Origin of the sequence: Streptomyces sp. NPDC052109 (assembly GCF_040680195.1) — a bacterium.
Classification (GTDB): Bacteria; Actinomycetota; Actinomycetes; order Streptomycetales; family Streptomycetaceae; genus Streptomyces.
This window is the reverse complement of sequence record NZ_JBFAWF010000001.1, coordinates 861,877-882,587: the sequence shown is the minus strand read 5'-3', so window position 1 is coordinate 882,587 and position 20,711 is coordinate 861,877. Positions and strand designations below refer to the sequence as shown.

Annotated in this window: 18 protein-coding genes, 1 other RNA gene and 3 pseudogenes; 10 read left to right on the top strand and 12 right to left on the bottom strand. The window is 72.3% G+C overall.

Going from position 1 to position 20,711, the window contains the following annotated elements; translation table 11 throughout:
* Positions 1–288 precede the first annotated feature (288 nt).
* From efeO to AB0L59_RS04005, 4 genes are read left to right on the top strand one after another with little or no spacing between them, the layout of a single operon-like run.
* Positions 289–1,425 carry an iron uptake system protein EfeO gene (efeO, locus tag AB0L59_RS04020; protein WP_365578897.1) on the top strand — a complete coding sequence of 379 codons (1,137 nt, stop codon included), beginning with the start codon at positions 289–291 and terminating at the stop codon, positions 1,423–1,425.
* A 2-nt stretch (positions 1,426–1,427) separates the two neighbouring features.
* Positions 1,428–2,681, top strand: coding sequence for an iron uptake transporter deferrochelatase/peroxidase subunit (efeB, locus tag AB0L59_RS04015; protein ID WP_365578895.1), 1,254 nt, complete (start codon positions 1,428–1,430; stop codon positions 2,679–2,681).
* A 3-nt stretch (positions 2,682–2,684) separates the two neighbouring features.
* Positions 2,685–3,557: an iron uptake transporter permease EfeU gene (gene efeU / locus AB0L59_RS04010; RefSeq protein ID WP_365578893.1), complete on the top strand. Its 873-nt coding sequence runs from the start codon at positions 2,685–2,687 to the stop codon at positions 3,555–3,557.
* On the top strand, positions 3,517–4,509 hold the full coding sequence (locus AB0L59_RS04005; RefSeq protein WP_365578891.1) for a hypothetical protein: 993 nt from the start codon (positions 3,517–3,519) through the stop codon (positions 4,507–4,509). The genes efeU and AB0L59_RS04005 overlap by 41 nt, the downstream gene beginning before the upstream one ends.
* Here the strand turns inward: AB0L59_RS04005 and AB0L59_RS04000 are convergent, their stop codons facing one another.
* The 5 genes from AB0L59_RS04000 to AB0L59_RS03980 form a co-directional block, all read right to left on the bottom strand.
* On the bottom strand, positions 4,510–5,235 hold the full coding sequence (locus AB0L59_RS04000; protein ID WP_365578889.1) for a bifunctional DNA primase/polymerase: 726 nt from the start codon (positions 5,233–5,235) through the stop codon (positions 4,510–4,512). It lies immediately after the preceding gene.
* 115 nt (positions 5,236–5,350) lie between these two features.
* Positions 5,351–5,965 (bottom strand): TetR/AcrR family transcriptional regulator, encoded by a 615-nt coding sequence (locus AB0L59_RS03995; protein WP_365578887.1) that lies wholly within the window; start codon positions 5,963–5,965, stop codon positions 5,351–5,353.
* Between the two features lie 26 nt (positions 5,966–5,991).
* Positions 5,992–6,987 (bottom strand): small ribosomal subunit Rsm22 family protein, encoded by a 996-nt coding sequence (locus tag AB0L59_RS03990; RefSeq protein WP_365578885.1) that lies wholly within the window; start codon positions 6,985–6,987, stop codon positions 5,992–5,994.
* 438 nt (positions 6,988–7,425) lie between these two features.
* Complete coding sequence (locus AB0L59_RS03985; protein WP_365578883.1) at positions 7,426–8,610, bottom strand: serine hydrolase domain-containing protein; 1,185 nt, start codon at positions 8,608–8,610, stop codon at positions 7,426–7,428.
* The gene (locus tag AB0L59_RS03980; RefSeq protein ID WP_365578881.1) at positions 8,550–9,854 is read right to left on the bottom strand and encodes a multidrug effflux MFS transporter; all 1,305 of its coding nucleotides are present in this window, start codon (positions 9,852–9,854) and stop codon (positions 8,550–8,552) included. The genes AB0L59_RS03985 and AB0L59_RS03980 overlap by 61 nt, the downstream gene beginning before the upstream one ends.
* 99 nt (positions 9,855–9,953) lie before the next feature.
* Here AB0L59_RS03980 and AB0L59_RS03975 point away from each other — a divergent pair, with 99 nt between their 5' ends.
* Together AB0L59_RS03975 and AB0L59_RS03970 are read left to right on the top strand one after the other, a co-directional pair.
* Positions 9,954–10,970, top strand: coding sequence for a Gfo/Idh/MocA family oxidoreductase (locus tag AB0L59_RS03975; RefSeq protein WP_365579509.1), 1,017 nt, complete (start codon positions 9,954–9,956; stop codon positions 10,968–10,970).
* A 56-nt stretch (positions 10,971–11,026) separates the two neighbouring features.
* On the top strand, positions 11,027–11,785 hold the full coding sequence (locus AB0L59_RS03970) for an SDR family oxidoreductase (protein WP_365578879.1): 759 nt from the start codon (positions 11,027–11,029) through the stop codon (positions 11,783–11,785).
* A gap of 220 nt (positions 11,786–12,005) precedes the next feature.
* Here AB0L59_RS03970 and AB0L59_RS03965 read toward each other — a convergent pair whose 3' ends face one another.
* Positions 12,006–13,199 carry a serine hydrolase gene (locus AB0L59_RS03965; RefSeq protein ID WP_365578877.1) on the bottom strand — a complete coding sequence of 398 codons (1,194 nt, stop codon included), beginning with the start codon at positions 13,197–13,199 and terminating at the stop codon, positions 12,006–12,008.
* Between the two features lie 199 nt (positions 13,200–13,398).
* On the opposite strand from AB0L59_RS03965, the gene AB0L59_RS03960 reads away from it, so the two are divergent.
* Both AB0L59_RS03960 and AB0L59_RS03955 read left to right on the top strand, forming a co-directional pair.
* A complete protein-coding gene (locus AB0L59_RS03960; protein ID WP_365578875.1) occupies positions 13,399–14,835 on the top strand; it encodes an ABC transporter permease in 1,437 nt (478 codons plus the stop codon).
* A gap of 76 nt (positions 14,836–14,911) precedes the next feature.
* Positions 14,912–15,583, top strand: a pseudogene (locus tag AB0L59_RS03955) (ABC transporter ATP-binding protein); the annotation flags it as partial.
* Positions 15,584–15,758: 175 nt separating this feature from the next.
* Here the strand turns inward: AB0L59_RS03955 and AB0L59_RS03950 are convergent.
* Both AB0L59_RS03950 and AB0L59_RS03945 read right to left on the bottom strand, forming a co-directional pair.
* Complete coding sequence (locus AB0L59_RS03950) at positions 15,759–16,739, bottom strand: aldo/keto reductase (RefSeq protein WP_365578873.1); 981 nt, start codon at positions 16,737–16,739, stop codon at positions 15,759–15,761.
* A 64-nt stretch (positions 16,740–16,803) separates the two neighbouring features.
* Positions 16,804–17,130 carry a nuclear transport factor 2 family protein gene (locus tag AB0L59_RS03945; RefSeq protein WP_365578871.1) on the bottom strand — a complete coding sequence of 109 codons (327 nt, stop codon included), beginning with the start codon at positions 17,128–17,130 and terminating at the stop codon, positions 16,804–16,806.
* 153 nt (positions 17,131–17,283) lie between these two features.
* Between AB0L59_RS03945 and AB0L59_RS03940 the strand changes: the two genes are divergently transcribed.
* Positions 17,284–17,829, top strand: coding sequence for a DoxX family membrane protein (locus tag AB0L59_RS03940; RefSeq protein WP_365578869.1), 546 nt, complete (start codon positions 17,284–17,286; stop codon positions 17,827–17,829).
* Positions 17,830–17,869: 40 nt separating this feature from the next.
* Positions 17,870–18,235, top strand: a complete 366-nt coding sequence (locus AB0L59_RS03935) for a MazG-like family protein (RefSeq protein ID WP_365578867.1) — start codon at positions 17,870–17,872, stop codon at positions 18,233–18,235.
* 46 nt (positions 18,236–18,281) lie between these two features.
* Here AB0L59_RS03935 and rnpB read toward each other — a convergent pair.
* The 4 genes and pseudogenes from rnpB to AB0L59_RS03915 form a co-directional block, all read right to left on the bottom strand.
* Positions 18,282–18,684, bottom strand: an RNA gene (rnpB, locus tag AB0L59_RS03930) — RNase P RNA component class A.
* Positions 18,685–18,802: 118 nt separating this feature from the next.
* Positions 18,803–19,519, bottom strand: a pseudogene (locus AB0L59_RS03925) (DMT family transporter); the annotation flags it as partial.
* 85 nt (positions 19,520–19,604) lie between these two features.
* Positions 19,605–20,480: an AraC family transcriptional regulator gene (locus tag AB0L59_RS03920; RefSeq protein ID WP_365578865.1), complete on the bottom strand. Its 876-nt coding sequence runs from the start codon at positions 20,478–20,480 to the stop codon at positions 19,605–19,607.
* 47 nt (positions 20,481–20,527) lie between these two features.
* Positions 20,528–20,644 (bottom strand): annotated as a pseudogene (locus tag AB0L59_RS03915) (TetR-like C-terminal domain-containing protein); the annotation flags it as partial.
* Positions 20,645–20,711: the final 67 nt, after the last annotated feature.

Below are 20,711 nucleotides of genomic sequence, written 5' to 3'. Positions count from 1 at the left end.
GGCGCCGTCGGTCAGGGGCCAGGTGCGGATGCCCGAGGAGTCGTACCGGAGCCCGGCCAGACTTCACCGGGGGCCTGCTCCAGGAACGCCCGCCGCCGACGTCCGGCGCGCCGTGCCACGCGCTGTCGATGCCCTCAGTGATCCGCCGGGCGCGCGTCCACCGCTTGTGCACGCCGGGCCAGTGGGCGAGCCCGCTGAGATCCGAATCACGACCCCGAAAGGTATGAGTGAGGTAAGGCTCAGGTAAGTTAGGGCAGCCTCACCACACCAGATTCGCCAGGAGCCTGCATGCGAGCCGTCCGACTGACCGTCACCGCCGCCACGACCGTGGCCGCCCTGACCGCCCTTTCGGCCTGCACCGCGAAGAGCGATGCCAAGGACGGCGACGCCATCCAGGTCACCGCGGCCGACTCGACGTGCGCCACCTCCGCGAAGTCGGTCCCGGCAGGCCAGGTCAGGCTGAGCATAGAGAACAAGGGCTCCAAGGCCACCGAGGTCGAGATCCTGTTCCCGGACGACCGGATCGTCTCCGAGAAGGAGAACATCGGACCGGGCACCCGGTACACGCTGACCGCCGAGGTGAAGGCCGGGTCGTACGAGATCGCCTGCCGGCCGGGCATGAGGGGCCACGGCGTCCGCCAGAAGCTCACCGTGACCGGTGGCGGTACGGCCGCGGAGCGGGACCCGGAGCTGGACCGGGCCGTCGCCCAGTACCGCACGTACGCCCAGGACCAGGCCGACGAGACGCTGCCCCGGGCCGTGACCTTCGTGAAGGCGATCAAGGCCGGCGACCTGGACGCGGCGAAGAAGGCCTACGGCCTCTCCCGCCTGGGCTGGGAGCGCACCGAGCCGGTCGCCGAGTCCTTCGGTGACATCGACCCGAAGGTCGACGTCCGCGAGGACGGCCTGGAGGACGGCCAGAAGTGGACCGGCTGGCACCGGCTGGAGAAGGCCCTCTGGCAGGACAAGCGGATCGGCGCCGCGGAGAAGGCCCTCGCCGACCAGCTGGTGAAGGACCTCGAGGACTGGCAGGGCCGGGTCGGCAAGGCCGAGATCACCCCGACCTCCATGGCCAACGGCGCCAAGGAGCTGCTGGACGAGGTCGCCACCGGCAAGGTCACCGGCGAGGAGGACCGCTACGCCCACACCGACCTGGTCGACTTCAAGGGCAACGTCGAGGGCGCCCGGAAGGCCTACGAGCTGCTGAAGCCGGTCGCCGCGAAGAACGACCCGGCGCTGACCGGGGAACTGGACGAGCAGTTCGCGTCGCTGAACGCGCTGCTCGACAAGTACCGCTCGGACAAGACCGGTTACGACTTCGTCTCCTACGACAAGGTCACCAAGGACCAGCGCAAGGAGCTCTCGGACGCGGTGAACGCGCTCGCCGAGCCGCTGTCCAAGCTGGCCGCAGCGGTGGTGAAGTGACGATGGCCGGGACAGACGGCAGCAGCGGTCCGTCGCGCCGGGCGCTGATCGGGTGGGGCGGCGCCGGGCTCGCGCTCGGGGCCGCCGCGGCCGGCGGGGCCGTGACGATGGCCAGGACCGGCGACGATGCGGGCCCGGCGGCCGCCGGGCCGGGCGGCGCGGTGGAGTTCCACGGCGCCCACCAGGCCGGCATCGCCACCCCGGTGCAGGACCGGCTGCACTTCGCCGCGTTCGACGTGAAGACCGACGACCGCGAAGAGTTCGTCCGGATGCTGAAGGACTGGACGGCGGCGGCCCGGCGGATGACCGCCGGAAAACCGGTCGGCGAGGGTGCCTTCGACGGGCTCGCCGAGGCCCCGCCGGACGACACCGGCGAGGCGATGGGCCTCAAGCCGTCCCGGCTGACGCTGACCATCGGGTTCGGACCGTCGCTGTTCGACAGGTTCGGGCTGAAGGACAGGCGGCCCGAAGCCCTGGTCGACCTGCCCAAGTTTCCCGGCGACAACCTGGAGAAGGCCCGCACCGGCGGTGACCTGTGCATCCAGGCCTGCGCGGACGACCCGCAGGTCGCCGTGCACGCCGTCCGCAACCTCGCCCGCATCGGCTTCGGCAAGGTCGCCGTGCGCTGGTCCCAGCTCGGCTTCGGCAAGACGTCCTCGACCACCCCGGGTGCCCAGACCCCGCGCAACCTCTTCGGGTTCAAGGACGGCACCCGCAACATCGCGGGCACCGAGACCGACCGGCTGAAGAAGTACGTGTGGGTCGGCGACGGGGACGATCAGGACTGGATGACCGGTGGGTCGTACCTCGTCGCCCGGCGCATCCGCATGAACATCGAGACCTGGGACCGTACCTCGCTGCAGGAGCAGGAGGACGTGTTCGGGCGGGACAAGCGCGAGGGCGCGCCCGTCGGCAGGGCCGAGGAGCACGACGCGCCGTTCCTGAAGGCGATGAAGCCGACCGCGCACGTCCGGCTCGCGCACCCGGACGCCAACGGCGGGATCACCATCCTGCGCCGGGGCTACTCCTTCACCGACGGCACCGACGGCCTCGGCCGCCTGGACGCCGGCCTGTTCTTCCTGGCCTACCAGCGGGACGTGCGCCAGGGGTTCGTCCCGCTGCAGCGCAAGCTGTCGGCGCAGGACGCCCTGGGTGAGTACATCCAGCACGTGGGATCGGCGGTGTTCGCCGTGCCGCCCGGCGTCCGGGACTCCGGCGACTGGTGGGGCCGCACGCTGTTCTCGAAGGAGGCGTAATCCGTGTTCTCCAACTACCTGATCGGCCTGCGCGAGGGACTGGAGGCGTCGCTCGTCGTCTGCATCCTGATCGCCTATCTCGTCAAGACCGGCCGCCGGGACGCCCTGAAGCCGATCTGGATCGGCATCGGCATCGCGATCGCCATCGCGATGGGCTTCGGCTGCGCCCTCGAATTCGGCTCCCAGGAGCTGACGTTCGAGGCGCAGGAGACGCTCGGCGGCTCGCTGTCGATCGTCGCCGTCGGCCTGGTGACCTGGATGGTGTTCTGGATGCGGCGCACCGCCCGGCACCTGAGGTCGGAGCTGCACGGCAAGCTGGACGCGGCCCTCGCCCTGGGCACGGGCGCGCTGGTCGCCACCGCGTTCCTGGCCGTCGGCCGGGAGGGCCTGGAGACCGCGCTGTTCGTGTGGGCGTCGGTGCACGCGGCGTCCGACGGCACACCGCGCCCCCTGATCGGCGTGGCGTTGGGCCTCGCCACCGCCGTCCTCCTGGGCTGGCTGTTCTACCGGGGCGCCCTGCGCATCAACCTGGCCAAGTTCTTCACCTGGACCGGCGGCATGCTGGTCGTGGTGGCGGCGGGCGTGCTGGCGTACGGCTTCCACGACCTGCAGGAGGCCGGCTGGGTCCCGGGCCTGACACACCTGGCCTTCGACATCAGCGGCACGATCCCGCCGGACAGCTGGTACGGCACCCTGCTGAAGGGCGTGTTCAACTTCCAGCCCGACCCGACCGCCCTCCAGGTCACGGTGTGGCTGCTGTACCTGGTCCCCACGCTCGCGATCTTCCTCGCCCCGGTAGGGTTCGCCTCCGGAAAGGGGAAGGTGAAGGGACCCGATGAGCAGGGATCGCAACCCGCGCAGGCTCCGCAGGCGTGACCGGAACGCACTCATAGCGGCCTCTCTGACCGCTTTGTCGCTGACGGCCGGTGGATGCGTGGTGGTGCACGGGGAGCGCGAGGTGCTCCCCGCCGCCACCCGCGCCGAGGCCGCCAAGGCGCTCACCGCGTTCACGACCGCGTACAACAAGGCCGACAAGGCCAATGACAACTCCCTGGACGCGCCCTATCTCACCGGCCCGTTCGGCGACATCACCGCGGCGCGGCTGAAGGCCGGGCACGCCACCAGCCCGTCGGGCAACCCGAACCACGTGCCGCTGAAGCTGTCGGACGTGAAGATCACGGTCCCGAAGAAGGCCGGCTGGCCGCGCTGGTTCATCGCCGACGCCAGGGCCAACAAGACCGGCAGCCAGCGCTGGCTGATGGTGTTCACCCGGGGCGACCTCGGCGAGCGCTGGCGGGTGGCGTACGTCACCCTCGTCGATCCCAGCCTGGTACCGGAGTTCGAGACCGACAAGGACGGCTGGGCCGAGACCGTACCGGCGGACTCCGGTCAACTCGCGGTCGCTCCGGGGAAGTTGAGCGCGGACTACGCGACCTACCTGAAGAAGGGCACGAAGACCTTCAACGAAGGGCGGTACACCAGCCGCGAGCGCGCCGACCGGGCCCAGCGGGCCCGCAGACCGGGCCTGGTCACGCAGTTCATCGACCGGCCGCTGACGAGCGGGGACTACGCGCCGCTGGCGCTGCGTACGGTGGGCGGCGGGGCGCTGGTGTTCTTCAGCACGCACCACTACGAGAAACAGACCGCCGCACCCGGCACCACCGTGCCGCCGCAGGGCAAGGACGTGCAGGCGCTGACCAAGGGCGAGGTCAACCAGTCCCTGACGATGGAGTTCGTGTCCGCCGAGGCCGCCCTGGACCCGCCGGGCGCCGGCCAGGTGTCGATCCTGAGCCGGGTACCGGGGCTCACATCGGCACAGGGGGCTTGATCAGCGCCGAAGGGGCCACGCGCTCTCGGCACCGGCGGCAGCGTGCCGAGCACACGCGTCGGTGAGTGCCTCCAGCAGGCTCAGCGGATCCGGCAACGCCTGCTCCGGACCCCGCACCCACCGCACCTGCTGGTCGTCGCCGGGCAGCCGGGCGGGTGGCACCAGCACGTACGACCCCCGGCAGTGCCAGCGCAGCCCCGGGTGCTCGTCCATGGTCTCGGGGTGGCAGTCCAGCGCGCACGGCCACCACTCGTCCTCGTCCTCGGGGGTGCCGCGGGTGAGGGTGAAGAACAGCATGCGGCCGTCGTCGCTCTCGGCGACCGGGCCGACCTCCACCCCGCTGCCGAGCAGCCGCTCCAGGGCCTCCCGGCCGGCCTCCAGGGGCACGTCCAGGACGTCGTGCACCATGCCGGTCGCGGTGATGAAGTTGGCCTGCGGCTGGTGCCGGGCCCAGCGCTCGATCTGGGCGCGGTCGGTGGTGGACTGCGTCTGCCAGGCGAACGACACCGGGTGCCGGGCCGGGGTGGGACAGCCGACGCGGTCGCAGGAGCAGCGGTAGCCGGGGGCGGGGTGCGCGGCGGGGGCGAGCGGCAGGCCCGCCGCGGCGGCGCCGAGCAGCAGGGCCTCACGGCCGCCGCCGTCGGCGGCCTCCTTCGGGCGGCGTCCACGCAGCCATTGGGAGAGTTTGCCCTGCCGGCCGGATCGGCCGCCGAACGTCGCGCTCATCTATCCCCTCGCCTCGCTGGTGTGCGGACAGTGTGCCTTATCGTCCCATCTTCGTGCGCTTCGGGGGGGGCGCCGCAGGCGGAGGCCGGCTGTGAGGGGCGCGCGGGTGGGCGCCTCAACGGGGCGCGATTCCATGCAGTGCGTACTCGACCAACGTGTCCGTGTAGGCGTACGAGATCGGCCCGGTCCGCTGCAGCCACCTCTGGGCGAGTGGCGAAACGAACAGTTCCAGGGCGATACGGGGATCGACATCACCCCGTACCGCCCCGCTGTCCTGCGCCGAGCGCAAGCGGGAGACGTACAGCTGGAGCTGGGGTTCGAGCAGCTTCGAGACGAACTCGCGGCCGACCTGCTCGTTGAAGACCCCCTCGGCGGCCAGCGCCCGCGCCGGCACCTCGAAGCGCGGGTCGAGGAGCTCGTCCACCGTGGCCCGCAGCACCGCCTTGAGGTCGGCGGCGAGATCGCCGGTGTCCGGTACGGCGTACGGCTCCTGCCCCGCCGCCCGCGCCGTCTGCTCGCCGAGGTCGAGGAAGGCCTCCAGCAGGACGTCCGCCTTGGCGGACCACCAGCGGTAGATCGTCTGCTTGCCCACCCCGGCCCGTGCCGCGATCCCCTCGACGGTGGTCTTGGGGTAGCCGACCTCGCCGACCAGGGCGAGGGCGGCGGCGTAGATCGCTCTGCGGGACTTCTCGCTGCGGCGGGCGGCGTCCGGGCCCGGCTTCTTGACCATGGGGCGACGCTAACAAGCCGCGGCGGCTACGCGGGCGGCTCCTGCGGCGGCCACGGGTCTCCCCAGTCGGCGTCCCGGGCGGCCTTGTACAGGTGGCCGTGGCGCTTGGTGACCGTCGTACGGGCCAGCCGTTCGTCGGCCTCGCACAGGTCCAGCAGCACCTGGCCCTTGCGGATCTGCGGGCGGCGGACCACGCGGGCGGGGGCGGGCTCGGCGGGCAGCCGGGTGGCGACGACGTACGAGAACTTCTCGTCCTCGTACGGCAGGGTGCCGCCCTTGACCTGGCGGTGCAGCGAGGAGCGGCTCACCCGGGCGGAGAAGTGGCACCAGTCCCGGCCGGGTTCGATGGGGCAGGCGGCGCTGTGCGGGCAGGGGGCGACGACGTGGAGTCCGGCACGGATCAGGCGGTCGCGGGCCTCGATGACGCGCTCGTAGCCGGCCGGGGTGCCGGCCTCCACGATCGCCACGACCTGGGCGGCGGCCGCGGCGGCGTCGACGAGGGCGGCGCGGTCGGGCCCGGAGAGTTCGTTGAGGACGTAGGACACCGTGACGAGATCGGTGTCGTCCAGGGCGAGGTCGGCGCCGATCCGGGCGCGCTGCCAGCGGGCGCCCCGCAGGTCCGGGTTGGCGGCGGCGATCTCCCGGCCGAGGGCGAGGGCGGGCTCGGCCCAGTCCAGCACGGTGACGCTGCGTCCGCCGGGCCAGGTCGCGGTGACGGCCCAGGTGGCGGCGCCGGTGCCGCCGCCGACGTCGACATGGCTGCCCGGCGTCCAGTCGGGGGCGGTCTCCGCGAACGCCTCCAGCACCGAGTGGACCGCCTCGAAGGTCGCGGGCATGCGGTAGGCGGCGTACGCGGCGACGTCGGCGCGGTCGCGGAGGATCGGGGCGTGCGTGGGGGTGTCGCCCCGGTAGTTGGCGATGAGCCTGTCGACGGCGCCGGCGGCCTGGGTGGGCGGGAGTCCGTCGAGCAGGTCGGCGAGGCTTCGGCGGAGGGCTTCGGCCGGTGGTACGGGGGCGTTCACCCGGAGATTCTACGGCGCCCTGCGCGGGTGCCGGCCCTGCTGGGGGCTGCGCCGCCGCACCACCGGCCCGTGCCCGTCCGCCACCCGTCCCGGCCGGCCGGAAGGACACCGCCACGGAATCCGGCTCGGCCGTCCGGAGCAGCGCCGTCACCCGGTCCGCTCGGCCGACCGGACCAGCGCCGTCACCCCGCCCTGCTCGGCCGACCGGACCAGCGCCGTCACCCGACCCCGTCGGCCGGGTGGCGGAGCCTCGTCAGCCGGTCCCGATCGGCCGGATGGAGCAACGGCCGTCGTCCCGATCCGCTCGCCCGACGTGAACCAGAGTCGCCACCCCACCCCGGCCCGGCCACCGGGACCAGCATCACCACTTAGCCCCGCCCGGCCGCCGGGAGGAGCCTCGTCGTCCGACCCCGTCGGCCTAGGTGTGGCGGAGCCTCGTCACGGGATCACCGCCCGCGCCAGTCGCGTCGCCAGTGCCGCTCTCGGCCCGCTGTCCGGTGTCCTGCGCCTCGGGTGGACCGTGTTGGCCAGCAGCACCAGGAACGTGTCCGTCCTCGGGTCGAGGACGAGTGAGGTCCCGGTGAAGCCGGTGTGGCCCGCCGCCCCGTGGCCCGCCAGTTCGCCCATGAACCACGGCTGGTCGACGGCGAAGCCCAGCCCGGGCGGGGTGAGCAGCAGCTCGACGAAGTCGGGGCCGAGGATGCGGGCGGGGCCGTAGGAACCGCCGGCAAGCAGCGCGCGGCAGAAGACGGCCAGGTCGCGGGCGGTGGAGAACAGGCCCGCGTGCCCGGCGACACCGCCGAGCGCGAAGGCGTTCTCGTCGTGGACCACGCCCCGAAGCATCCCGCGGTCCGCCTTGGCCCAGGGCCTCCGCTGGTCCTCGGTGGCGGCCGCGCCGGGGCACGGCCCGAAGCAGGTCGCCATCATGCCGAGCGGGCGGGTGATGCCGTCCTGGACGAGGACGTCGAGGGTCCGGCCGGTGATGCGCTCGAGCACGGACTGCAGCAGGAGCATGTTCAGGTCGGAGTACAGATACCGGCCGGGTTCGCTCGTCGGGGTCTCCGCGCGGAGCAGGGAGAGCCGGGTGGCGTCGTCGGGGCAGTCGTACAGCGGCAGTTCGGGCCGCAGCCCGGACGTGTGGGTGAGCAGCTGGCGGACGGTGATGCCATGGGCGGCCGCGGCGTGGAAGTCGGGCAGGTAGTCGCCGACCCGGGCGTCCATGCCGAGGGTGCCGCGCTCGATCTGCTGCACGGCTGCGACGGAGGTGAACAGCTTGGTGAGGGAGGCCAGGTCGAAGGGCGTGTCGACGGTGACCGGTGTCCGGGCGGCGGGCGGCAGTTCGACACCGTTGTCGGTCTCGGGGTCGTAGGCGGCGTAGCGCACGGCCCAGCCCGTGGCCTCGGCCACGGCGATCACGGGTCCGCGGCCGGCCAGCACGACGGCGCCGGCCGCCCAGGGGCGGTCTCCGGCGGTGAGGGCGTGCACCTCGCCGACCAGGTGCCCGAGTTCGACCGGGTCCAGCCCGGCCCGTTCCGGTGTGTCGGCGCGCAGTCTCGGTGCGCTCAGTTCTCGTCTCCCTCTGATCCCGCACGTGTGTTCCCACGTGCCTTCCACGGACGGCACAGTCCCACGAAGCAGGCCACCGCGACCAGTGCCCCCGCCAGTTGGACCATCGCCATGGGTACGGCGGTGTGCTCCCCGGCGACGCCGACGAGCGGTGAGGCGACCGCTCCGACGAGGAAGGAGGAGGCGCCGAGCAGCGCGGAGGCCGAGCCGGCGGCGTGCCGGGTGCGCAGCAGGGCGAGGGACTGGGCGTTGGGAAGCGTGATGCCCATGGCGGACATCAGGACGAAGAGCGCGGCGGCGACGGGGGCGAGACCGACCTCGCCGAGGGCGCCGGTGGACATCAGCAGCAGGGCGGACGCGGCGAGCACGATCACCGTGAGACCGCAGGCCAGCACCTTCTCCAGGCTCGCCCGGCCGACCAGAAGCTTGCCGTTGACCTGCCCGGAGATCACCAGCCCGACCGAGTTGAGGCCGAACAGCAGGCTGAAGGTCTGCGGGGAGGCGCCGTAGATCTCCTGGATCACGAACGGGGACGCCGAGACGTACGCGAACAGCGCGGCGAAGGCGAAGCCGCCGGCCAGCGTGTAGCCGGTGAAGGGCGGGTCGGCGAGCAGGCCGCGCATCGAGCGCAGGGCCTCCCCCACTCCCCCCGAGTGCCGCTCGCTCGGCGGCAGCGTCTCCGGCAGCCGCAGCCAGACGACGGCGGTGAGGACGGCTCCGACGACCGTGAGGACGACGAACACGCCCCGCCAGTCGGTCACCCGGAGGATCTGTCCGCCGATCAGCGGCGCCACGATCGGGGCGGCCCCCGATATCAGCATCAGGGTGGAGAAGAAGCGGGCCATGGCCACGCCGTCGTAGAGGTCGCGTACGACGGCTCGTGCCACGACGACTCCCGCTGCACCGGCGAGGCCCTGCGCCAGGCGGAAGGCGACCAGGGTCTCGACGTTCGGCGCGAAGGCACACAGAGCGGTCGCGAGCAGATAGACGGCGAGTCCGGTCAGCAGCGGGCGGCGCCGGCCCCAGCGGTCGCTCATCGGGCCCACGACCAGCTGCCCGAGCGCGAGCCCCGCCATGCAGGCGGTGAGGGTGAGCTGGACGGAGACGGCGGGGGCGTGCAGGGAGCGGGTGACCTCCGGCAGGGACGGGAGGTACATGTCCATCGCGAGCGGGGTCGTCGCCGTGAGGCCGCCGAGGAGGAGGGTGACGAGGGGTCCGGTGCGGCGGGGGGTGGGGGCGGGCGAGGTGGCCTCGGCGGCCGGTGGTGCCGGTGGTGTCGGTGCCGCCGTGTGCTCGTGCATGTGCCCCTCCCCTGTTCGAAGTCCCCTGTCGGACGCGACCGGCACCTATGCTCTCAGCTCGTACGGACTGCCGGGGCACACATGAGCGAGGGCGGGGCGATGGTGGAGCAGAAGGTGCGCTGGGGGATCCTGGCGACGGGCGGGATCGCGGCGGCGTTCGCGGCGGACCTCGTCGATCTGCCGGACGCGGAGATCACAGCGGTGGCCTCGCGGCGACCGGAGTCGGCCGAGGCGTTCGCGGAGCGGTTCGGAGCGGCGCGGGCGTACGGCGACTGGGAGTCGCTGGCGGCGGACGCGGACATCGATGTCGTGTACGTCGCCACTCCGCACGCGGCGCACCGGGCGGCGGCCGGGCTGTGCCTGGAGGCCGGGCGGAACGTGCTGTGCGAGAAGCCGTTCACGCTCAACGTGCGCGAGACGGAGGAGCTCGTCGCGCTGGCGCGGGAACACGACCGCTTCCTGATGGAGGCGATGTGGATGTACTGCAACCCGCTGGTCCGGCGGCTGAAGGCGCTGGTGGACGACGGGGCCGTCGGCGAGGTGCGCACGGTGCAGGCCGACTTCGGCCTCGCCGGCCCCTTCCCGCCCGCGCACCGGCTGCGGGATCCGGCGCTGGGCGGCGGGGCGCTGCTGGACCTCGGCGTGTACCCGGTGTCGTTCGCGCAGCTGCTGCTGGGCGAGCCGGACGCGGTCGCCGGAAGCGCCCTGCTGTCGCCGGAGGGGGTCGATCTGCAGACGGGTGCGGTGCTGTCCTGGGAGAGCGGGGCGATGGCCGCGCTGCACTGCTCGATCGTCGGCGGTACGGGCGGCACGGCCTCGGTGACCGGTTCGCGCGGCCGGATCGACGTGCCGTCGGGTTTCTTCCACCCCGAGCGGTTCGTGCTGCACCGCGACGGCCGCGACCCGGAGGAGTTCGCCGCCGACCCGGGCGACGGGCCGCGCTCCACCCTGCGGCACGAGGCGGTCGAGGTGATGCGGGCGCTGCGGGCGGGCGAGGAGGAGTCGCCGCTGGTGCCGCTGGAGGGCTCGCTGGCGGTGATGCGGACGCTGGACGCGCTGCGGGAGCGGATCGGCGTGCGGTATCCCGGTGAGGTGGTTCCCGTCGCCGTCGGCTAACCGTATGGCGGACATGGCATTCCGCATGGCGGATTTGCCGCCTACCCTGCGGAGCCATGACTGACAGGCAATCGAAGATCGCGGTGGTGACCGGGGCCGGCTCGGGCATCGGACGGGCCGTCGCCGTGGAGCTGCTGCGGGCCGGCTGGTCGGTGGCGCTCGCCGGCCGGCGCGCCGAGACGCTGGAGGAGACGGCGGCGCTGGTGCCGGAGGCCCCCTCCCTCGCCGTACGCACCGACGTGTCCCGGCCCGAGGACGTGACTGCGCTGTTCGCGGCGACGGTGGAGCGGTTCGGCCGGGTGGACCTGCTGTTCAACAACGCGGGGACGTTCGGGCCCGGCGGGGTCCCCGTCGAGGAGCTGTCCTACGACGCCTGGCGGCACGTGGTGGACACCAACCTCAACGGGGCGTTCCTGTGCGCGCAGGCGGCGTACCGGCGGATGAAGGAGCAGGATCCGCAGGGCGGCCGGATCATCAACAACGGCTCCATCTCGGCCCACACACCCCGCCCGCTCTCGGTCGCCTACACGGCGACCAAGCACGCGCTGACCGGCCTGACGAAGTCACTGTCGCTGGACGGGCGGCCGTACGGCATCGCCGTCGGGCAGATCGACATCGGCAACGCGGCGACCGACATGACGGCCCGGATGGAGACCGGTGCGCTCCAGGCGAACGGCGAGGTGGCGCCGGAGCCGGTGATGGACGTGGCCGATGTGGCGCGCACCGTGCGGCACATGGCCGAGCTGCCGCCGGCGGCGAACGTGCAGTTCGCGACGGTACTGGCGACAGCGATGCCGTACATCGGGCGGGGCTGACGTCACGCAGACAAGCGGAATTTGAACATCCGCGGTATTGCGGCCGGTCGAGCACATATGCTCAACTCTCCTCCACAAGAGCTTCACAGTTGGAGCACATGGATTCCGTGGCCACACCGAGGGGGGAGGCGGCGGCCGTTCCATCGGGCCGGAGTTGGGGGTGGACCTCGCGCGGGACGCGGAGGTACACGCCGGTCGGCGGAACGGCCGCCGCACGTTTTCAGCGCCGGTGCCGGCCGCTCGGCTCCGGCGTCTCGGCGGCCTCCTCGAACGCCGCCGCCGCGACCGCCCTGCGGCGCCGTTTCACCACCGCGGCCACCCCCGCCGCCAGCAGCAGCGCGGTGAGCCCCGCGCCCTCCGCCACCCGGCCGGTCGAGGGGCCACCCGAGGCCGGCTCGCCGGCCGCCGCCTGCGCCGCCTTCCGCCCGGGCGCCGCACCCGCCTTCGCCCCGCCCTCACTGAGCGGATCGACCAGCACGCCCACGGGCTGCGCCGAACGGCCGCGCCCGAAGCCCCAGTCGAGCAGCGCGGCGGTCTGCTCGTAGACGGCGTTGCTGCCGGTGGCCGGGTGCATCACGGTGACCAGCAGGGTGCGCCCGCCCCGGGTGGCCGCGCCGGTGAAGGTGTTGCCGGCGTTGCTGGTGTAGCCGTTCTTGACGCCGATCAGGCCGTCGTACGTCTTCAGGCCCCACGCCCCGGTCAGCAGGCGGTCGGTGTTCTGGATCTGGAAGGTCTTCTTGCCGCCCGCCGGGAAGTCGGCGGTCCGCGTGCCGCAGTAGCCGCGGAAGTCGGCGTCCTTCAGGCCGTGCCGGGCGAACAGCGTGAGGTCGTACGCCGAGGAGATCTGGCCCGGGTGGTCGAAGCCGTCGGGGCTGACCACATGGGTGTCCAGGGCCTGCAGGTCCTGGGCCTTGGCCTGCATCTCGGCAACCGTCTTGGCGACGCCGCCGTTCATGTGGGCGAGCACGTGCACGGCGTCGTTGCCGGAGCGCAGGAACACGCCCTGCCACAACTGCTCGACGGTGTAGGTGATGCCGGGCCTGATGCCGACCAGGCTGGAGCCGGCCGGGACGTCGGCGAGGTCGGCGTCGGTGACCCGGTAGCGCTCGGTGCGGTCGAACTTCTTCAGCACGGTGTCCGCGAACAGCATCTTCAGCGTGGACGCGGGCGCGAGCCGCCGGTGGGCGTTGAACGAGGCCAGCACCTCGCCGCTCTCGCAGTCGGCGATCAGCCAGGAGCGGGCCGTGAGCTTGTCGGGCGGTCCGGAGGCACCGCTCACCTGGACGCCGGTACGGGCCAGCCGCTCACCCCCGATGACGGTGGTCGCGGCGGCCTCGGTGGCCGTGGACAGCGGAAGAGCGGCGGCCGTCAGTCCGAGGAGGGCACGCCGACTGAGCCGGGAACATTCACGCACCCCGGGACCGTACACCGCGCCCAGCAGGCAACTCCTCGAGCGAGGGCCGGAACGCCTCGGAATTTGCCGCCTTATGAAAATACGATGAGTTACTGCGGTTTCTCAGCCCTTACACATCCTTTACAGAGGGTGGCTCAAAGGTTCCTGCCTAGCTTGTGGCCGCGCCCACACCGGGCGCCAAGAACCTTCGAGGAACGAGATGTTTGGCATCTATCTCAGGCGCGAGCTGAGCCGCCGCAAAAAGGCCGCCCTGGTCATCGCGATGGGTCTGGCGCTCGGTATCGCGCTGGTCATCACCGTGAACTCGGTGTCGGCCGGCATGACACAGGCGCAGGACAAGGTCCTGAAATCGCTCTACGGCCTCGGCACCGACATGACCGTCACCAAGGCCCGGTCGGCGCCCAAGGCGGGCAGCTCCCAGGGTCCGAACTTCAAGTTCGACGCGAAGTCCAGCAGCAGGACCAGCCAGAGTTCGGACCGGGTGATGACGCAGGGCGGTCAGGCCCTGAAGTCCTCCCTGGTCCAGCAGGTCGCCGCGCAGAAGGGCGTGGCCTCGGCGGTCGGCGCCCTCTCGCTGAACGTGATCAAGGTGAACGGCTCCTTCACCCAGGGCAGGGCACAGTCGTCCGGCTCCGGCGCGCAGCAGGGCCGCCCCGGTGGCGGCAGCGGCCAGCCGCAGGTACAGGGCGGCGGCGCCAACTTCGACGTCAACAACTACTCGGTCGCCGGCGTCGACGTCACCGACCAGGCCCTCGGCCCGCTGGCCGCCATGAAGATCACCTCCGGGAAGACCTTCACCTCGGCGCAGACGGACGCGAAGGTCGCGGTGGTCGGCAAGTCGTACGCCAAGGAGAAGTCGTACAAGGTCGGCTCGACCCTCACGATCTCCGGCACCAAGTACACCGTCATCGGCATCGCCACCCCCGACAGCAGCGAGTCCAGCACCGATGTCTACGTGCCGCTCAAGCAGGCCCAGTCACTCGGTGACGCCAAGAACGAGGTCACCACGATCTATGTCAAGGCCACCGACTCGAAGCAGATCTCGGCGGTGAAGAAGACCATCCAGAGCAACATCTCCGGCACCACGGTCACGACCTCCTCCGATCTCGCCTCCACGGTCTCCGGCTCGCTGTCCACCGCCTCCAGCCTGGCCACGAGCGTCGGCAAGTGGCTGTCCGTCGCGGTGCTCGCCGCCGCGTTCCTGGTGGCCGCGCTGCTCACCTCCTCGGCCGTCTCCCGGCGGGTGCGCGAGTTCGGCACGCTGAAGGCGCTCGGCTGGCCGAGCCGCAAGGTCACCCGGCAGGTGGTCGGCGAGTCCGTCGTCAACGGCCTGATGGGCGGCGCCCTCGGCATCGCCCTGGGCCTCGCGGCGGCCTACACGGTCACCGCGATCAGCCCGAAGCTCACCGCACAGCTCGGCAGCACGGGCGGCGGCATGCGCGGCGGCATGGGCGGCGGCCCCGGACAGCAGTCGGCCCAGAACACCCTGGAGATCGCGCTGTCCGCCCCCGTGTCCGCGACGACCATCGCGCTCGCCGTCGGACTCGCGGTCGCCGGCGGTCTGATCGCCGGCGCCATGGGCGGCTGGCGTGCCTCCCGGATGCGCCCGGCCGACGCCCTGCGCAGCGTCTCGTAGCACCCCCTCGAGCTGGGGCGCCGCCTCCGACTTCCCCCCGGACGCGGCGCCCCGCCCCAGACCTTGTGGAGAACCCATGTACAGACTCACCGGCGTCACCAAGCGCTACACGCGGGGCAAGGAGACGGTGGAGGCGCTGCACGGCGTCGACCTCATCATCGCCGACGGCGACCAGCTGGTCATCCAGGGCCCGACGGGCGGCGGCAAGTCCACCCTGCTGCAGATGATCGGCGGCCTGGACCGCCCCTCCTCCGGCAGCGTCGAACTGGACGGCGTCGACCTGGCCACGATCGGCGAGGCCCGGCTGACCCGGCTGCGGGCCGAGAAGATCGGCATCATCTTCCAGGCGTTCAACCTGATCCCGACCCTCACCGCCCAGGAGAACGTCGAGACGGCCCTGGTCCCGCTCGGCGTGAAGCCCGCCGAGCGCCGCGAGCGGGCGGCGGAGGCCCTGCGCTCCGTGGGCCTCGGCGAACGCCTGGCCCACGTCCCCTCGGAGATGTCGGGCGGCCAGCAGCAGCGCGTCGCGATCGCCCGCGCCCTGGTGAAGAAGCCGAAGGTGCTGCTCGCCGACGAGCCCACCGGCAACCTCGACGAGGGCACGCGCGACGACATCATGGCCCTGCTGGAGGGTCTGTGGCGGGAGCACGGCCTGACGTTCGTCATGGTCACCCACGACTCCTCCATCGCCCGCCGCGCCCCGCGCCTGGCCACGATCAGGGCCGGGCAGATCACGCTCACCGAACAGGGAAGGCGGCATCCGGGACAGGGCGGGCACGGGGCGCCTGAGCAGCCGTACCCCCAGCAGCGGCCCCGGTACGGGGAGCCGTACGAGCAGCAGCAGTACGGCCGGCCGTACGAGCCCTACGCCCAGCAGCGGTACGGCGGCCAGGACCACTGATCCGCTCCGGCGGGCGGGCCGCTCACCTCCCGAGGATCCGGTCGATCTCGGCCAGCTGTCCCGGGGTGAGCGGCCCCTTCGCCATCGCCCCCGCGTTCTGCTCGGCCTGCGCGACCGACCGGAAGCCCGGGATCGGCACCGTGCGCGGGCTGCGCGCCCACAGCCAGGCGAGGGCGCCCTGGGCGAGGGTGCGGCCACCGCTGGTGAGGACGTCCCGCAGGGCGTCGATCCGGGTCAGCCAGTCGGCATCGGCGCCGGAGCCGTCACCGTCGAACCCCCGCATCCAGGCCGGCGGCCTGCTGCGGATGTCCCCGGTCTCCAGCGGTTCGCTCCGCCGTCCGGCCAGCAACCCCATGGCCAGCGGACTCCGGTTGATGCTGGCGAGCTCCAACCGCTCGCACAGTTCGAGGAGTTGAGGCGCGTCCTGGAGGACGTTGAGGGCATGCTGCACGGCCGTGCAGTGCGGCCCCTCGGCGAAGACGGCGGCACGCTCGGGGTCGTCGGTGCTCCAGGCGTAGGCGCGGATGAGGCCTTCCGCGACCAACTCCTCGCACACATCCCGCAGTTCGGTGGCGCGCGCCGGATCGGCGTCGGACAGGTGGAACTGGTACAGGTCGATGTGATCGGTGCCGAGGCGGCGCAGGGAGGCGGTGAGGGCGCGGCGGACGTACGCCGGGGTGTCGTCGCTGCCGGTGCGGGTGTGGGTGTCCGGGTCGAAGACGTTGCCCCACTTGGTGGCGAGCACGACGTCGTCGCGCCGCTTGCCGAGGGCGCGGCCGAGGACGGTCTCGCTGTGGCCGGTGCCGTAGACGTCGGCGGTGTCGAAGAAGGTGACACCGAGGTCCAGGGCGCGGTGGACCGCCCGTACGGACTCCTCGTCGTCCACCTTCCCCCAGCCGAGCGGCTGCCCGTCGGCCGACTGCCACTCACCGCCGATGGCCCAGCACCCGAAACCGAGAGCGCTGACTTCGATCCCGCTGCGTCCCAGAGTTCTCTTCGTCATGCCGAGGACGGTAGGAGTTGAAGTGCACGCGAAGACAAGGTCCCCGGCGGCCTTTCGTGTCTGCTCACGCCTGTCCGGTCTCGAAGCGGGAGATCCGGCCGTCGTCCTCGACGGTGAAGGCCCACCGGGTGCGCATCTCGCCCCAGGTGTCGTTGCGGTAGCGGGCGAGCAGGGCCCGGCCGCCGGAGGACTCGTTGTCGACCTCCATATGGCCGTGGGAGGAGAAGATCTCCTGGTCGATCCACTCGGCGAGGTCCCGGTCCGAGCCGTCGTCGGACATGGTCGCGCCCGGGGCGAGCAGCGTCATGAAGCCTTCCCTGTCATGGGAGTTGACGGCGTTCACGAAGGCCCGTACGGCGGGATCGCTGAGCTTGGCTGGCTGAATCGTCATGGCGCCAGATTCACACCGCTGCCCCGGACCCGCCACCCGAACGCACTCCACGACGGGCCCCCATGTGTCACACCTGCGACGGTGGACGCAAGAGCCCCTCTGCCTCTGCCTCTCCCTCTCTCCGTCTCTCCGTCTCTCCGCTTGGGAGTCACCGTGAGCTGTTACGACCGACGTGATCTGGGCCTGATGCTGCTCCGGCTGGGGACCGGCGGCGTCCTGGCCGCGCACGGCGCGCAGAAGCTGTTCGGCTGGTTCGGGGGACACGGCCTGGAGGGCACGGGCCAGTTCATGGAGTCCGTCGGCTACGCACCCGGCAGGGCGAGCGCGACGGCGGCCGGCCTCGCGGAAGCCGGCGGCGGCGCCCTCCTCGCCCTGGGCCTGGCCACCCCGGCGGCGGGCGCGGCGGCGGCCGGCGCGATGGCGGGGGCGGCGGCGGTGCACACGCCCAACGGCTTCTTCGCCCAGGAGGGCGGATACGAGTACGCGGCGAGCCTCGGTCTCGCGGCGGCGGGCCTGGCCGTCACCGGCCCGGGCCGTCTCTCCCTGGACCACGCCTTCGGCCATGTCTTCGACCGGGGCTGGATGGTGCCGTTGGCCCTGGGGGTCACGGCGGCGGGGGCGGCCCTTGTGGTGGGGGCGCGGAACAGGCGGGTGCGGATGAAGGCGGAGGGGGAGCAGGAGGTGTTGTTCGAGGAGTAGGCGGTACGGCGCGGTGCCGAGGCGTGGGAAGCTGCCCGGCATGACGGATCAGGACACCACTGACACGACCGACGCGGCCGGCACCGGCGCCGCCCTCTGGCCGGCCATCGACGACCTCTGGTCCCGACTGGAGGCCACCCGCGAGCACCCGGGTCAGGAGGGCCTCCTCCTCCGCGTCCTGAAGCTGTCGGAGGAGGTCGGCGAGGTCGCCGGGGCGATCATCGGCACGACCGGCCAGAACCCCCGCAAGGGCGTCACCCACACCTGGGAGGACGTCCAGGCGGAACTGTGCGACGTGGCGATCACGGCGCTGGTGGCGTTGCGGACGCTGACACCCCGGGCGCGTGAGGTGTTCGAGGGGCACCTGAGAGGTGTCCGGGATCGGCCGCTGGGCCCCACGGGCTGAAAGCCGCGCCCCGCGCACATGGTTGCCGCACATCCGCAGGCGGCGGCAGACGAGTCGGGCTGTACGCCGGGTTCTGTTCCCCGGGCTCCTCGCGGAACCCGGGGCGACGGCCATCCATCTAGGGTCGGCGTTGCCGCCGGCCTCGTGCGGTCTACCCGCGGACTCGGGCGGGCAGCCCTCGGTCGTCCGCGCAGAAACACCGGAGTGTTTCCTTTTGACCTTGCTCCGGGTGGGGTTTACCTAGCTGCCCAGGTCACCCTGGGCACTGGTGGTCTCTTACACCACCGTTTCACCCTTACCAGGGGCCGAAGCCCCGGGCGGTCTGCTTTCTGTGGCACTGTCCCGCGGGTCACCCCGGGTGGCCGTTAGCCACCACCCTGCCCTGTGGAGCCCGGACGTTCCTCGGGAAGCCCCCTAGGGGGACTCCACGCGGCCGTCCGCCCGGCTCGTCTGCCGTGTCGACCATGGTACCGGGCGGCGGGAGCGGCGCGGACCCGCAGTCGCCGTCGCCAGCACCGAGCCCGCCAGGATCAGCGCGAAGGCCACCAGGACCGTGGGAGTCAGCGGCTCGGCAAGGAAGACCGCACCCGCCGCCACCGCCACCGCCGGGTTGACGTAGGTGATCACCGTCGCCCGCGTCGGGCCCGCTTCCCTGATCAGCTCGAGGAACGCCACGAAGGCCACCGCCGTGCACAGCACCCCCAGACCGGCCAGGGCCGCCAGGGCGGAGGAGGAGGGGATGGACGTGGGCCGGGTGGCTGTCGCGAGCGGGGCGTAGACCACGGCCGCCAGGGTCAGGCAGGCCGCTGTCAGGTGGAGTGACGGGACGTCCTTCATGCGGCGCGCCGCGATCAAAGGAGCGGTCGCGTATCCGACGACCGTCACCAGCACCTCGGCCAGCGATCGGGCGTCGCCGCCGGTCAGATGGGGCAGGGTCAGGACCGTCACGCCGGCGAGGCCGAGGGCCAGGCCGGTCAGGCGCCGGGCTCCCAGGCGTTCCGCGTCGCCCAGGAGACGGGCGACGAGCACACCCACGATCGGCACCCCCGCGATCAGCAGACCCGACGTCGAGCTGGACAGGTGCCGTTCCGCGTCGGTGAGGGTGAACCAGGGGATCATGATCTCCAGAACCGCGAAGGCCAGCATGGGGCGCCAGTGGGCGCGTACGGACCGGGGCAGGCCGCCCTGGCGCAGGGCGAAGGGGAGCAGCAGGATCGCGCCGAGCGCGCAGCGGGTGAACACGACCACCGGTGGGGACACCTCGCCCACCGCCACCTTGATCATCAGATAGGGGATGCCCCAGATCACTCCCATGAGGGAGAACAGGAACCAGCCTCGTGCAGTCATGCGACGAGTTTCCGCCGCGTCCTCACGGGGTGTCTTGAACGCTGTTGCGCCACCCCTCCGAGGTGGCACCGTGGCGGTACCCCGCCGAGGCGACACTGTCGCGGTACGCCGCCGGCGTCACCCCGAGCACCCGGCGGAACCAGCGGGTCAGGTGCGCCTGGTCGGCGAAGCCCACCAGCCCCGCCACCTCCGCCGGGCGCAGGCCCGCCTCCAGCAGCCCCCGTGCCCTGCTCACCCGGTGCTGGGCCAGCCAGGCGTACGGGGGTATGCCCATCGTCGAACGGAAGGCCCGTAGCAGCTGGTAGCGGGACAGACCTAGGTCGGCGGCGAGGCCGGCGAGCGGGGGCGGGGCCGTGAGTTCGTCGGCCAGCCGGTCACGGACCGTCCGGGCGATCGCACCCGCGCCGGGGATCATGTCCGACGCGGGCCGGGCCGTGGAGTGACGGCGAGCCAGTGCCGTCAGCAGCCAGGGCAGCCGGGACTCGGCCTCCAACGGGTCGGGGCAGGCGCTGAGTTCGGTGTGGACGCGGCGCAGGGCCGCGGCCAGCTCCGGGTCGTCGAGGACGGGCTCGCGGAAGTGCGGCAGGCCGCCGAGGATGCCGTCGGTCACCAGGGACGGCTCGGCGTACAGGGCGCGGTAGGCGTAGCCGTCGGTGGCGTTGCCGGGGCCGCCGGTGTGCATCTCACCGGGGTCGAGGACGACGATGGTGCCGGGGCCGGTGCGGATGTGGCCGCCCCGGTAGTCGATGACCTCGCTGCCGCCGACGCAGACCCCGATCGTGTACTCCTCGTGGGCGTGCGGGGCGTAGGTGTGCCGGCGGAAGTCCGCTGTCAGGAGGTCGAGCGGGGGTCCGTCGTGGCCCAGTCGGGCACGCGTCCACAGCGCCCGTTCCACCATGGAAAACCCCCTTGCCGTACCGTCCCCCGCCAGGCCCTAGGGTGCAACGCCTTCAGGCCCCGCTTCCATGCCGTGTCCAGGTCCGCGTGCACGGGAAAGCGGCCGTGGATCTCCAGGATGACCATGCCGTGGGCGAAGGCCCAGGTGGCGCGGGCCAGGTCCAGGGTCTGCCGGAAGCGCTGGAGCGGTGGCTCGGCGCGCCGCGCGCCGGCCACTGACCGCCTCCTCGGT